Here is a 13,041-nt window from a genome sequence, read left to right as displayed (position 1 = left end):
GAAAACCCAATGGGTGCTGTAATTGTCGAGGCGGTGCGGACTCCGGTCGGCAAGCGCAACGGCGGGCTGTCCGGAATTCACCCCGTCGACCTGTCGGCGGTCGTGCTGCAGGAACTGGTCAAGCGGGCGGGTATCGCACCCGAGCTGATCGAGGACGTCATCTGGGGCTGCGTGGGGCAGGTCGGCGAACAGACCCACGACATCGCTCGCAATGCGGTGCTCGCCGCGGGCTGGCCGGAATCGGTGCCGGGTGTGACCGTCGACCGCCAGTGCGGCTCGTCGCAGCAGTCGCTGAACTTCGCCGTGGCCAGCGTGCTCGCCGGTCACTACGAGGCCGTGGTCGCCGGTGGGGTCGAGTCGATGTCGCGGGTGCCGATGGGTGCGGCGGTGGCCGGTGGCGGCAGCCCGCTCAGCCCCAAGTTCACCGAGCGTTATCACGCCTCGCCCAATCAGGGCATCGGCGCGGAGATCATGGCCGAGAAGTGGGCCCTGTCGCGGGCCGAGGTGGACGCGTTCTCGGCCCGTTCGCACGAACGCGCCGCGGCCGCGCAGGACGCCGGCCTGTTCGACGCGCAGATCGTGCCGGTCACCCTGCCCGACGGCACCGTGGTCTCGAAGGACGAGGGCATTCGCCGCGGCACCACCGTGGAGAAGCTGGCCGGCCTGAAGACCGTCTTCAAGGAGGACGGCGTCATTCACGCGGGTAACTCGTCCCAGATCTCCGACGGCGCGGCGGCACTGCTGATCGTCAGCGACGAATTCGCGAGCAAGCACGGGCTGACGCCGACCGCCCGGGTGCACACTGCGGTCGTGGCGGGCGCGGACCCGGTCATGATGCTCGGCGCCCCGATCCCCGCGACCGAGAAGGCGCTGCAGCGCTCTGGTCTGACGATCGATGACATCGGTGTGTTCGAGGTCAACGAGGCCTTCGCGCCGGTGCCGATGGCGTGGCAGAAGGAGATCGGCGCGCCCGATGAGAAGCTGAACCCCAACGGCGGCGCCATCGCCCTGGGCCACCCGCTCGGTGGCTCCGGCGCCCGCATCCTGACCGACCTGGTATTCCACATGCGCCGCAACGATATTCGCTACGGTCTGCAGACCATGTGCGAGGGCGGTGGGCAGGCCAACGCCACGATCCTCGAGCTGGTGAAGTGATGACGGCGGCAACCCAGGCCGGGGCACTGGTCGAGCGCAAGGGCAACGTCCTGCTGATCACCATCAATCGCCCCGAGGCCCGCAACGCGGTCAACGCGGCGGTCAGCACGGCCGTCGGCGCGGCACTGGTGGAGGCCGAGAACGACCCGGAGATCCGGGTGGTCGTGATTACCGGCGCGGGCGACAAATCCTTCTGCGCGGGAGCGGATCTCAAGGCGATCTCGCGCGGCGAGGGACTGTTCGCACCCGGCAACGAGGACTGGGGCTTCGCCGGCTTCGTTCGGCACGTCATCAGCAAGCCGACCATCGCCGCGGTCAACGGCACCGCACTCGGCGGCGGCACCGAACTCGCCCTTTCCGCCGATCTGATCGTCGCGGCGCAGAGCGCCAGCTTCGGACTGCCCGAGGTGAAGCGTGGCCTGATCGCGGGTGCAGGCGGGGTCTTCCGGCTGCCGGCGCAGATACCGCAGCGCCTGGCCATGGAGATGATCCTGACCGGCGACCCGATCTCGGCGGCGACGGCTCACGAGTACGGCCTGATCAACCAGATCGTTCCGGATGGCACCGTGGTCGAGGCCGCGCTCGCGCTGGCCGAACGGATCGCGGTCAACGCCCCGCTGTCGGTGCAGGCCAGCAAGCGGATCGCGCTCGGTATCCAGGCGGGCGACCGTCCCGCCGAGAATGACCGGTGGGCTCACTCGGAGGACGAGTGGCAGGTTCTGATGAACAGTGAGGATGCCAAGGAGGGCCCGTTGGCCTTCGCCGAGAAGCGTGCCCCGGTGTGGAAGGCGCGGTAGCCATCGAGAGGCTGCGGTAGTCATCGAAAGGTATTGTGCGCCGGCTCGAGTCGAGCAAAGGCGTCGAACAGAGTCCGTTCCTGCCGAATCGGCAGGGACGGATTTCTCGTCTGTGCGCGGTACCGATACCTGTCCTGACCGTCGATCCGGCGCTGCCGATATTGCGGCGCGAGAGAGATCCGGCCGCACTGATCCTCGACCGGTCGGGCCCCTGACCCATACTCCCGCTCCATGTCTGAGGGGCCGCGGCCTCGAGCGGGCCGGAGGCGGTCACCGAGCCCGGTCGCTCGCAGCTGACGATTGCGGGTCGAAAGGGAGAATTCATGTCGCACAAGGACAACGGTGACCCCTACGATGCCAGCCCGCTGTCGGGTGAAAAGGTGGCGGTGGTTGCCGAGAGTGCGCAGCAATTGCGCTGCGGCCGGACAGCCCTGAGCGCGATTACGCACGGTGACCGAGTTCGCCTGTGTCACACCGGATCATGTTTCGTGAACCGGTGTGACATCGAGGAACTGCGGGGGCGGGTCAGGCGCTCGCCGGGGCCTCCACCGTGCCCAGGTAAGCCCGTTCGATCTGCTCCGGGTCGGCCGCCAGTTCGGTCGCGCTGCCGCGTAGTACATCGCGTCCGTGGGCGAGAACGATTGCCGTGTCGGCGATTTCGAGGGCCAGCCGGACATGCTGCTCGACGAGGATGACCGCGGTGCCGTTGTCGTCGGCGACCCGGCGGATCACCGGGAGCAGTGATTCGACGATCACGGGGGCGAGCCCCATGCTCAGCTCGTCGATCAGCAGTACCTTGGGCTTCTGCATCAGCGCCCGGCCGATCGCGAGCATCTGCTGCTCACCACCCGAGAGCATGCCCGCGGTGACCCCCAGTCGTTCGCCGAGCCGGGGGAAGTAGTCGACGATGTCGGTGACGGCCGGACCCGAGCGTTTGCCCGCGAGCTCGAGGTTCTGTTCGACGGTGAGTCCGGTGAACAGTGAGCGATCGTCCGGCACCAGAACCAGCCCGGCCCGCGACGCCGCCCGTGCCTGTCCTGGTTTGACGGAGGTCCCGGCGATGGTGACGGTGCCCCCGAGGCCCGGTAGCAGTCCGGCGAGGGTCATCAGCAGAGTGGTCTTCCCGGCGCCGTTGGGGCCCAGCAGACAGAGCACTTCGCCGTCGGCGAGCGAGAGGTCGAAGCCGCGCACACACGGCCGGCCCTTGGCATAGCCGGCGTCGACTTCGGTACATCCGAGGACCGTGGTCACGGGGACACCTCCGTGGGGGAGTGGGTGGTGCCGAGGTAGGCGCGCACCACATCGGGATCGGACTGGATTTGCTCGGGTGTGCCCTGGGCGATGACGCGGCCGAGGTCGAGTACCACGATCCGGTCGCAGACCTCGAGTACCAGCTCCATGTCGTGGTCGACCATCACCACCGTCACTCCCGCGTCTCGCACGGCTTTCAAACGTGCACCGAGCCACTGACTTTCGGTGCTGTCGAGGCCCGCGGCCGGTTCGTCGAGCAGGACGATGCGGGGGCGTCCGGCCAGGGCGCGCGCCACCGAGACCAGCTGGCGCTGCCCCTGTGACAGCTCGCTGACCGAACGATCGGCGACCGCGTCGAGATGGAGCACCCCGAACAGGGCGTCGATATCCGGTGGTGTGGATCTCTCGCCGGGGCGTTTCGCCGCCGCGACGGTGCCGACAGCGACGTTCTCACGCACCGTCAGATCGTCGTACAACTCGATGCCCTGGAAGGTCCGGCCGAGGCCGAGCTTGCTTCGTTTGTGCGGTTCGATCCCGTCGATGCGCCGCTCGCCGAGCGTTACCGCGCCCGAGGAGGAAGCGAAGCCGCTGAGGGCATCGATACAGGTGGTCTTACCGGCGCCGTTGGGTCCGATCAGCCCGACGATCTCGCCCGCCCGGACCTCGAAGGTGACGTCGTCGAGTGCCACCACTCCGCCGTATCGCACGCCTATGCCTGTGGCGGACAACAGGACCTCCTCCGAGACCTCCCGCATTGGCGGTGGTGCGGCGAGGGTGGGCGCCGACTCGTGGTGCGGAGGTGCGGTCGGACGAATTCGGCTGAGCCACCGGCGGATTCGTGCCGAATGCTGATGCAGGTGGCCGACCAGCCCCTCGGGGTACTGGATGACCGTCAGTACCAGCAGGATGCCGGAGATGATCGAGTAGTAGTCGCCGAGGTGCAGGACGCGGTCCATCACGATGAAAACGATTCCGCCCGCGCCGATGATCCCGGCGAGAATGCCGCCCGAAACACACGTGATGCCCGCGATGTAGACCATCGCGAACAGCCCGATGCCAGTGAGGACCGAGAACGATTCCGCGGTCGCCACTGTCTGCTGATACCCCATCAGCGCCCCGCCGAGCCCCGCGATGAAGGCGCTGATGGCGAACGCCTTGATCTTGGTGCGGGATACATCGATTCCAGATGCCGCCGCAGAGCGCTCGTTGGCCCGCACCGCGAGCATCGACGCGCCGAGACGGCTGGTCCGCAGCTTGGCGACGCCCACCGCGACCAGGACCAGCACCACCAGGCATACGATTCCGAATGCGATCCGCGGATATGCCTGTCCCGCACCGATACCGAGATCAATGCCGAACAGGCTCGGATTCTTGATGTGTGCGCCGTTCAGCCCGCCGTTGAGATTGCTGTTGCGGAACCAGAACGCGTCGAGAAACACCGCCAGCGCAAGCGTGACGACGGCGACGGGCAGTCCCCGGATCCGCAGTGCGGGCAGTCCCACGACCACACCGATCACCGTTGCCGCGAGTGCCGCCAGAACGGGGGCGATCGGGAACGGGATACCAAGGTCGTTGGTCAGCCGACTGAGGGTGAACGCGCCGATCCCCGCGAGCGTCAGCTGTGCCAGCGAGATCTGTCCCGCGAACCCGGTGACCACGACCTGCGACAGCGCGACCACCGCCAGGATCAGGGTGGTGATGACCGCCGCGCGGTAGCTACCCGAGGTTGTGAGCAGTGCTACCAGGGCCACCACGACCGAGGCAACAGTGGGGACGAGCAGTCCTTTCGGTCGCGGCGCCCGGCCCAGCGTCTGGACGATGATGGCACCGCGCGACGGTAGCGGCCGACCCCGGACCACCAGGAAGACGAGGATCAGCAGCAGCGGAACCAGTTCGGCCATACCGGATTTCGGGAACCAGTCGATGGTGCTCTGCAGATGTGTCGTCTCCGACTGCACCATGCCGATGCAGAGACCGGCGACCACCGTCAGGCCCAGCGCGGTGAAGTTGCCGACCAGCGCCGCCGCGAGCGCGGGCACGATGAACAGGGTGTAGGAGACCGGGATGAGCGGCACGATCGGTGCGATCAGGATCCCGCTCAACCCGGCCACCATCGTGCTCAGCGCCCAGTTGCCGAAGGCGATGCGTTCGGGGGACAGACCGGTGACCAGGGCTCCCTTCTCCGTCTCCGCCGCGGCGCGGGTGGCCAGGCCGAATCGCGTCCAGCGGAACGACATGGCGAGAATCACCGCGAGTACCAGGATCACCGCGGCGAACCACAGCCGGTCCGCGGGGATGCGGGCGGTGCCGATCGACAGCGCCCCCGACGGCAGAATCGCCTTCACCGACACCGGGGTGGTGCCGACCCGCACCGCCAGCAGGGCCTGCACGAACAGCATCACCCCGATCGAGGCCACCGCCTTCGCGACCGGAGGCGCGGTGCGCAACGGTCGAAAGACGATGGCGTAGATCAGGATTCCGAGCACGGCGGCGATGACGAGTGATATCGCTATCGCGGGCCACAAGTCGAGGCGCCCGCCGAGATGAACCGTCGTCGCCATCCCGGGAATCGGGTTGAGCAGTTCGCCCTTGCGCAGGAAACCGTACGTGTATGCCACGTACAGAGCCACTGCGCCGGTGCTGAAGTTCACGACGCCCGAACTGCGGAACGTCATCACCAGTGCCAGGCCCAACGCCGCATACACGGCGCCGTTGCCCAGTCCCAGTGCCAGGAACACCACATGATCAGTCACGGAAAGCTCCTCGAATACCACACATTTCGCTGAGGCCAGGGACCTACTTGGTGATCTGCGGGTCGGTGGGCTTGCCGTCGTCGACCGTGACCGTTACCAACTGCGTGCTGCAGATCGAGGGCAGTTGCGCGATCGTGCTGCCGTTGCAGGTGAAGGTGATGCCGTGTCCAGCGGGCAACGGCACGTTCTGGGCGGATTTGATGGCGGTGGAGATCGCCGCGGCGTTCGGATCGCCGGTCACCCCCTGGGCGGCGCGCACCAGACCGAGCATGCCCTGGTAGCCGATGTAGGTGTAGCCGCTGAGATCGGTGTGGGGTGCGTACATCTTCATCACCCTGCGGTAGAGCACCGCCTCGGGATCATTGGAGACCAGGTCCGCGGTGGTGAAGACGTGGGCGCCGTTCATTGCGTCGCCGACAGCCTCGACGGTGGCGGGATCCAGGCACGGCTGGATCAGCATCTTGTCCTGCGTGGCGCCCAGGGCGCCCAGTGCCTCGACCACCGAGGTACACATCGTCGCGTCGCCCACTACCGCGATGGCGCCGACATTGCCGGAGATCCCGGAGCTCACCTGCGGGGTGGCATCCGGTGTGCCCAGTGGAATGGGTACGACCTGCAGGTCGATGCCCGCGGCGCTGAAGGCGGCCCCGCCCATGGTCTTCGTGGTGGCGGGCGCGGTGCCGGAATCGGTGACGAAAGCGGTGACCTTCTTGTACCCCTTGCCAGCAGCGTAGACCGCCATCGATTTCAGGGAGCCGGGGAATCCTCCGGTGAGAGCGAATGCGCCGGGAGTGGTCATCTCCGCGGCGCTCGCCCCGGCCGGGGTGAGGTAGGGGATGCCTGCTCCGGTGATGACCGGGACCATCGCGTCGCCGTAGGCGGTGGTGGTGACGACGACAGCGGAGACCTTCGCCTCGACCATCTGGTTGGCACAGTCGCGGTTGGACGCGGGGTCTTCTTTCGCCGCACAGGTGACGAGTTCGACGCGATGTCCGGCGATACCGCCCAGGTTCGCGTTCGCGTACTGCACGACCGCCGCGGCTGCCTCACGGTTCGACGGTTGCGACACCGCGGGTCCGCCTTCGGGATTGATCAGTCCGATCTTGATCGGGCTGCCGGTCGCCGGTTTGTCGGGGAAGGCGCTGCTGGGAGCCTCGGCCGAGGTGCCGGAGGAGTTGTCGCCGCTGCTGCAGGCGGTGGCGAGTGCGATCGCGGGCACGAGCGCGATCAGGGCCAGCCTGCCGACTCGGGGCTTGATGGATCGCCGATTGTCACGCTTATCGGTCATGGTTCCTTCTCTCAGGCTGAGCAGCACTGCTCGTCGGGTGATGTGGATCACAAACCCTGGGTGAGGTAAAGGTAGGTGCGAAGATGAGATGTGTCAATAAGCAATCTAAGTACACCAGGTGCGCATTGAGTTTCGGAGAATGTCAGTGCGTGGCTGCGGATTTCGAGCGTCCGGTCGACTCGGCGGCTGCGATCGAAAACGTCGCTCGAGCGTCGAAATCGCTGATTATCGCCGATGATTTCGGTTCGGCGAGAGTGATCTCGTCGACGTGCTCACCTCGATCTTGCGTGCCCATGACATAGTGAACTATGTTATCTAGGTAAGGTTCTGGCGGCGCTGCCAGCAGGTCGGCGGAGAGGTAGGCACGGTGCAGACGTTGAAAGTCGAACGCCACGACGGGGTGGTGACGGTTGTGATGTCACGGCCGGAGAAGAAGAATGCCGGCAGCCCGGCGATGTGGCGTGAGCTCGCCGAAACCTTCACCGAGATAGAACGCAGACCAGGCGATCGGGTGATGGTGCTGACGGGTGCCGGCGGAGACTTCTGTTCCGGAGCCGACCTGGACGGAATCTCCGATGACGCACTGGACTATATGAAGCGCGCCAGTCACGCCGCCGAGGCGTTGTCCGCGCTGACCATCCCCACCATCGCCAAGGTGGACGGCGTCGCGGTCGGCGCCGGCTGGAATCTCGCGCTCGGCTGCGACCTCGTCGTCGCCACCGACCGAGCAAGGTTCTCCCAGATCTTCATCCGCCGCGCGCTCTCGCTCGACTTCGGGGGCAGCTGGCTGCTGCCCCGCCTGGTCGGCCTGCAGAAGGCCAAAGAACTCGCCTTCTTCGGTGAAATCCTCTCGGCCGCAGAGGCTTCCGAGCTCGGCCTGGTGACCCGAATCGTGCCTGCCGAGGAACTCGACAGTACGGTCGAGTCCATGGCCCGGCGATTGGTGCACGCGCCCGCCCAGGCGCTCTCGCTGACCAAACAGCTGCTCGACGCCGCCGCGGACGGTGGCAGCATCGAGGCCGCGCTGCAGCGGGAGAACCACGCTCAGGCCAACAACATGCTCGGCGCCGATGCGCAGGAGGCCCGGGCGGCCTTTTCGGAGAAGCGCGAGGCCGTCTTCTATCGGCCCGACTCACAGGCCACCACCGCACACGTCTAGGAGTCCTCCATGTTGAAGACGCGATTCACCGAAGAGTTCGGCGTCGAGCATCCGATCGTCCAGGGCGGCATGATGTGGGTCGGTCGCGCCGAGCTCGCGGCCGCGGTCTCCGAGGCCGGCGGCCTGGGCATCATCACCGGACTCACTCAGCCCACGCCGGAGGATCTGGCCAAAGAGATCGCGCGCGCCCGGGAGATGACCGACAAGCCGTTCGGCGTCAACCTCACCCTCACGTTGTCGATCAATCCGCCGCCGTACGAGGAGTACCGGCAGGCGATCATCGAGTCCGGGATACGGATCGTCGAGACCGCGGGGTCGAATCCGCAGGTGCACGTCGAGCATTTCAAGCAGCACGGCATCAAGGTGATCCATAAGTGCACCAGCGTCCGGCACGCACTCAAAGCGCAGAGCCTCGGCGTCGACGCGCTGAGCATCGATGGCTTCGAGTGCGCCGGACATCCCGGCGAGGACGACGTCCCGGGGCTGGTGCTGATTCCGGCGGCGGCGGACGAACTGACCGTCCCGATCCTCGCCTCCGGCGGTTTCGCCGATGGCCGGGGCCTGGCTGCCGCGCTCGCGCTCGGAGCGGACGGCATCAATATGGGCACTCGCTTCATGTGCACCGTGGAGAGCCCGATTCACCAGCGGGTCAAGGAACAGATCGTCGAGGCGAGCGAGCTCGATACTCAGCTGATCTTCCGGCAGCTGCGCAACACCATGCGCGCGGCGAAGAACTCGGTGAGTGCGGAAGTCGTCGAGATCCTCGGTAAGGGTGGACGATTCAAGGACGTGCAGGAGCTGGTCGCGGGCACTCGCGGCCGTAAGGTCTACGAGAACGGTGATCCCGAGGCTGGCATCTGGACCGTCGGAATGGTGCAGGGCCTGATCCACGACATCCCGACCGCCGCCGAGTTGGTCACCCGGATCGCGGCCGAGGCCGAGACCGTCCTGCGTCGCAACGCAGCGTTGATCTCGGATCCGGTCGTGGTCTCCTGACACTTTCGGACAAGGAGCGCAATGAGTATCGCTACCGCTGAGCAGGGCCGCCCCGTGGAATTCCGCGGGGCCGGTGATCTGCGGCTGGCGGGGGATTGCTGGGGGAAGGACGGTGACCCGGTGGCGCTGCTGCTGCACGGAACCGGGCAGACCCGGCACTCGTGGAAGAGGACGGGTATTCACCTGGCGGCCAAGGGGTTTCGCGTCATCGCGATCGATACTCGCGGCCATGGGGACAGCGCGTGGGCGCAATCGGCCGCTGAATACGGATGGGACATTCTCGCTCAGGACGTGCGCGCGGTCATCGACGAGATCGGGGAACCGGTCACGCTCGTCGGAGCGAGCCTCGGCGGATTGACCGGTCTGCAGGTCGCCGGTGACCTGGGCGCCGACCGAGTCCGCAAGCTCGTCCTGGTCGATGTGGTGCCGCGGATCGAACGCAGGGGCGGAAGCCGGATCAGGACCTTCATGGAGGGCAATCCGGACGGCTTCGCCAGCCTGGAGGAGGCAGCGGACGCGGTTGCGGCGTACCTGCCGCATCGAACCCGTCCGCGTAGTCCGGAAGGCTTGCGCCGCAACCTGCGACAGCGCCCGGACGGACGTTGGCGATGGCATTGGGACCCGCAGTTTCTCCGCAAGCCGGACCAGGACGTGCAGGCGCGAGTGCGCGAACTCGAGTCGGCCGCAGCCGGGCTGGGAGTGCCGATACTGGTCATCCGCGGCGCGATGTCCGACGTGGTCAGCGCCGAGGCCGTCGAGGAGTTCCTGGCGGTGGTGCCGAGCGCACGGTTCGTGGAGTTGAGCGGTGCGGGTCATACCGCGGCAGGCGACGACAACGACGCGTTCACCGAGGCAGTAGTCGAATTCGTTTGAGAATGTTAGGGAGTCGCGATGGGTGAGAAGAACGACGATTTCGACGCCGAACCGGTCGTGGTGACCCGCGAGGGCCACGTCGCGATTCTGACGCTGAATCGGCCCGATCGGCGCAATGCGATCAATCGGGCGATGCGCAAGGCGATCAAGCGGGAATTGTGGAAGGCCGATGCCGACGACGACGTACGGGTCGTGGTCATTACCGGCGCGGGAACAGCCTTCTCTGCGGGCGTCGACTTGCCCGAGGCGCTGACCGGTCCGCCGCCGCGCACCGAGGGAACCACGCCGACCCAGGTCGTGCGCGCGATCGGCAAGCCGGTGATCGCCGCGGTCAACGGGCCGTGCTACACGGGAGCTTTCGAGTTCGCGGTGAACTGCTCGTTCATCATCGCCTCCGAGAAGGCCGTGTTCGCCGACACGCATGCCTCGATAGGACTGCTGAACGGGTGGGGCGGCAGTGCGATGCTGCCCCGGATCGTCGGGTTGCCGGCCGCGATTCAGATCATTCTCAGCGGCGATCCGATCGACTCGGCGACCGCACTGCGCATCGGTCTGGCGAACGAGGTTGTGCCGCACGAACAGTTGATGGAGCGCACCCTCGCGATCGCCGCATCGATCGCGGCGAGCCACCCGGTCGCGGTGCAGCGCATGCTACGCCTGCTCAAGGAGGGCGCAGGTGCTTCGGTCGCACACGCGCTCGGCCTCGAGGCGGAGGCGTCGGCGTCGTGGCGGCCGGACGGTAAGGACATCGGCGACCGCTTCGACAAGCGCCCGGCCAAATCGAGTTCGGATGCCTGAGGTGGCCGCGCCGAGCTCTGCGGACCAGCTACGGACGGTCCCGCTCACCGATGTGCTCGAGCTCGACCGGATCGACCGGGGGCTGTTCCGGTCGGTACACCTTTTCGAGGTCGATCGCGCACTGTACGGGGGCCAGGTGATGGCGCAGGCCCTGCTCGCCTGCGGGGCGACGGTCGAGCCGGACCGGCTGCCGCACTCGTTGCACGGATACTTTCTGCGCCGGGGCAACGGCGCTCGCCCGGTGCTCTTCCGGGTCGACAACGACCGGGACGGCAGGTCGTACTCGGCGCGCCGAGTGGTCGCGCTGCAGGAAGGTGAGGTGATCTTCAACATGTCGGCGTCCTTCCGGACAGTGGCCGACGGTGAGGAACACACCGTGTCGGAGGTGTCGCCGCGCCTTCGGCCCGAGCAGTGCCCGGCCATCACGCCGGATCCGGAACTGGCCCTGCGGGTTCGGGTCCAGGACTGGTCGAGTCCGGACGAGTTCTTCCCGACGAGGTTCTGGGTTCGACCCAATGGTGAACTGCCGCAGGATGATCCGCTCGGGCATGCCGCGGCGATCGCCTATATGTCGGATTTCTCCGCGGGTCTGCAGCGCACGGTCGGCAGTGAGGTCCTCGGCCCGAGCCTGGACCACGCGTTGTGGTTCCACCGCACGCCGCGCTGGGATGACTGGCTCTTTGTCGATCTCGGGAAAGGTGTGTCGGCGGGCAGACGCGGTTGGTACTCGGGCACGGTTGTCGACAACGGCGAGATCGTGGCGAGCCTGACCCAGGAAATGGCCTACACCGATAGACCCTCCCGACGCGAGGCTCCGGACGGGCGATGATCGACTGGACCGTGCCGGCGCGCCGAAAGTTGTTGTCCCGCTTCACTCCCGGTGAGTCATGCCTGACCGCGCCGCGGATCGACGATCCGCTGAACGATGCTGTGACCGCGGTCCGGCGGATCATCGGCGCATTGGCGCGAACAGCCCCCGACGACGGCGGCCTGCCGGCCGCTGCGGCAGAGTTGCAGCGTATCGCCGAGGCCCTCGAGGGTCGTACTCGTCCCGTTCCCGCCCATCTGTCGGAGATGTGGCGTGGCGAGGGAATCGCCCGGCACGATCCGGCGACGGGTCCGGAGAACCCGCTCGCGCCGCCGCTGACGATGCGGGACGTCGGCGATGGATGGGCGGAAGGGGTTGTCACCCTGGGGCTTCCGTATCAGGGTCCGCCCGCCCTCGTGCACGGCGGGGTATGCGGACTGCTGCTCGATGCGGCGCTGGCGGTGGCGAACCAATTGGCCGGTGTCGGCGGCATGACCGCGCAACTCGATATCACCTACCGGAGGCCGACGCCGCTGTACGTCCCGCTGACCGTGCGCGCCCGGCAGCTGCGTCGCGAGGGGCGCAAGCTGTTCACGATCGGCGAGATCGTCGCCGACGGGCAGGTGACGGTGTCCGCCCGAGGATTGTTCATCTGCGCGGCCGATTCCGTAGGAATAGTGACATGACCGAACACTTGCCGCTCGAGGCGTATCCCTGCCGACGTGAGATCAGTCTGATATTCGCGGATATCGACCCGCTCCGTCACGTGAACAATGTGGCGATCGCGCGCATGTTCGAGGAAGGCCGCGTCACGCTGTCTCGCGCGACCAGCGATCTGCTGGCCGATGAGGTACCGCTGCGGATGGTCCTGGCCCGTCTCGAGATCGACTACCTCGCCGAAGTGATGTATCCGGGCGAGGTTCAGCTCGGGATCGGCCTGGGTCGGATCGGCCGGTCCTCGATCGAGCAGCGGGCAGGGCTGTTCCAGGCGGGCCGTCTGGTTGCGGCGTCACGGTCGATCGAGGTCAACACCGTCGAGGGTGTGCCGGGGTCCGCACCGCTGACCGAGGCGTATCGGACCGCGGCGCACAAGCTGCTTCTGCCCGGCGCCTGAGAATCCGAATTTCCCCGGGGCGTCGAACGGCGCTTCCCCACCCGGGACT

At 67.0% G+C, this 13,041-nt stretch carries 12 protein-coding genes; 9 read left to right on the top strand and 3 right to left on the bottom strand.

Going from position 1 to position 13,041, the window contains the following annotated elements; translation table 11 throughout:
* The first annotated feature begins 9 nt into the window (after positions 1–9).
* Positions 10–1,155: a thiolase family protein gene (locus NM2_RS01540; protein WP_067662768.1), complete on the top strand. Its 1,146-nt coding sequence runs from the start codon at positions 10–12 to the stop codon at positions 1,153–1,155.
* Complete coding sequence (locus NM2_RS01535) at positions 1,155–1,952, top strand: crotonase/enoyl-CoA hydratase family protein (RefSeq protein WP_040831096.1); 798 nt, start codon at positions 1,155–1,157, stop codon at positions 1,950–1,952. Before NM2_RS01540 ends, NM2_RS01535 begins: the two co-directional genes overlap by 1 nt.
* A 525-nt stretch (positions 1,953–2,477) precedes the next feature.
* Here NM2_RS01535 and NM2_RS01525 read toward each other — a convergent pair.
* From NM2_RS01525 to NM2_RS01515, 3 genes are read right to left on the bottom strand one after another with little or no spacing between them, the layout of a single operon-like run.
* Entirely contained in the window at positions 2,478–3,203 is a 726-nt protein-coding gene (locus NM2_RS01525; RefSeq protein WP_067662762.1) for an ABC transporter ATP-binding protein, read from the bottom strand.
* The gene (locus tag NM2_RS01520; RefSeq protein WP_067662759.1) at positions 3,200–5,956 is read right to left on the bottom strand and encodes a branched-chain amino acid ABC transporter permease/ATP-binding protein; all 2,757 of its coding nucleotides are present in this window, start codon (positions 5,954–5,956) and stop codon (positions 3,200–3,202) included. Before NM2_RS01520 ends, NM2_RS01525 begins: the two co-directional genes overlap by 4 nt.
* Positions 5,957–5,999: 43 nt before the next feature.
* Positions 6,000–7,244 (bottom strand): ABC transporter substrate-binding protein, encoded by a 1,245-nt coding sequence (locus NM2_RS01515; RefSeq protein WP_067662757.1) that lies wholly within the window; start codon positions 7,242–7,244, stop codon positions 6,000–6,002.
* Between the two features lie 367 nt (positions 7,245–7,611).
* Here NM2_RS01515 and NM2_RS01510 point away from each other — a divergent pair, with 367 nt between their 5' ends.
* Genes NM2_RS01510 through NM2_RS01480 form a run of 7 tightly spaced genes read left to right on the top strand, consistent with a single transcriptional unit; the run spans position 7,612 to position 12,992 of the window.
* Positions 7,612–8,403 carry an enoyl-CoA hydratase/isomerase family protein gene (locus NM2_RS01510; RefSeq protein WP_245717781.1) on the top strand — a complete coding sequence of 264 codons (792 nt, stop codon included), beginning with the start codon at positions 7,612–7,614 and terminating at the stop codon, positions 8,401–8,403.
* 9 nt (positions 8,404–8,412) lie between these two features.
* Entirely contained in the window at positions 8,413–9,399 is a 987-nt protein-coding gene (locus NM2_RS01505) for an NAD(P)H-dependent flavin oxidoreductase (protein ID WP_040831102.1), read from the top strand.
* Between the two features lie 21 nt (positions 9,400–9,420).
* Positions 9,421–10,272, top strand: coding sequence for an alpha/beta fold hydrolase (locus NM2_RS01500; RefSeq protein WP_067662754.1), 852 nt, complete (start codon positions 9,421–9,423; stop codon positions 10,270–10,272).
* A gap of 18 nt (positions 10,273–10,290) precedes the next feature.
* Complete coding sequence (locus NM2_RS01495; protein ID WP_083896330.1) at positions 10,291–11,070, top strand: enoyl-CoA hydratase-related protein; 780 nt, start codon at positions 10,291–10,293, stop codon at positions 11,068–11,070.
* A complete protein-coding gene (locus NM2_RS01490; protein WP_067662751.1) occupies positions 11,063–11,899 on the top strand; it encodes an acyl-CoA thioesterase in 837 nt (278 codons plus the stop codon). Before NM2_RS01495 ends, NM2_RS01490 begins: the two co-directional genes overlap by 8 nt.
* Positions 11,896–12,564: a PaaI family thioesterase gene (locus tag NM2_RS01485; RefSeq protein ID WP_067662748.1), complete on the top strand. Its 669-nt coding sequence runs from the start codon at positions 11,896–11,898 to the stop codon at positions 12,562–12,564. The genes NM2_RS01490 and NM2_RS01485 overlap by 4 nt, the downstream gene beginning before the upstream one ends.
* On the top strand, positions 12,561–12,992 hold the full coding sequence (locus tag NM2_RS01480; protein ID WP_067662745.1) for an acyl-CoA thioesterase: 432 nt from the start codon (positions 12,561–12,563) through the stop codon (positions 12,990–12,992). Before NM2_RS01485 ends, NM2_RS01480 begins: the two co-directional genes overlap by 4 nt.
* Positions 12,993–13,041: the final 49 nt, after the last annotated feature.

It is taken from the genome of Nocardia miyunensis NBRC 108239, from assembly GCF_001613065.1.
Lineage (GTDB): Bacteria > Actinomycetota > Actinomycetes > Mycobacteriales > Mycobacteriaceae > Nocardia > Nocardia miyunensis.
Note: the sequence above shows the minus strand (reverse complement) of the source record. Positions and strands in the feature narration are given on the sequence as shown.

What these genes read in the sequence shown, in the direction of transcription:
- NM2_RS01495 (WP_083896330.1), top strand. Translation starts at nt 10,291, where the DNA reads ATGGGTGAGAAGAACGACGATTTCGACGCCGAACCGGTCGTGGTGACC.
- NM2_RS01540 (WP_067662768.1), top strand. Translation starts at nt 10, where the DNA reads ATGGGTGCTGTAATTGTCGAGGCGGTGCGGACTCCGGTCGGCAAGCGC.
- NM2_RS01515 (WP_067662757.1), bottom strand. Translation starts at nt 7,244, where the DNA reads ATGACCGATAAGCGTGACAATCGGCGATCCATCAAGCCCCGAGTCGGC.
- NM2_RS01500 (WP_067662754.1), top strand. Translation starts at nt 9,421, where the DNA reads ATGAGTATCGCTACCGCTGAGCAGGGCCGCCCCGTGGAATTCCGCGGG.
- NM2_RS01480 (WP_067662745.1), top strand. Translation starts at nt 12,561, where the DNA reads ATGACCGAACACTTGCCGCTCGAGGCGTATCCCTGCCGACGTGAGATC.
- NM2_RS01535 (WP_040831096.1), top strand. Translation starts at nt 1,155, where the DNA reads ATGACGGCGGCAACCCAGGCCGGGGCACTGGTCGAGCGCAAGGGCAAC.
- NM2_RS01485 (WP_067662748.1), top strand. Translation starts at nt 11,896, where the DNA reads ATGATCGACTGGACCGTGCCGGCGCGCCGAAAGTTGTTGTCCCGCTTC.
- NM2_RS01490 (WP_067662751.1), top strand. Translation starts at nt 11,063, where the DNA reads ATGCCTGAGGTGGCCGCGCCGAGCTCTGCGGACCAGCTACGGACGGTC.
- NM2_RS01505 (WP_040831102.1), top strand. Translation starts at nt 8,413, where the DNA reads ATGTTGAAGACGCGATTCACCGAAGAGTTCGGCGTCGAGCATCCGATC.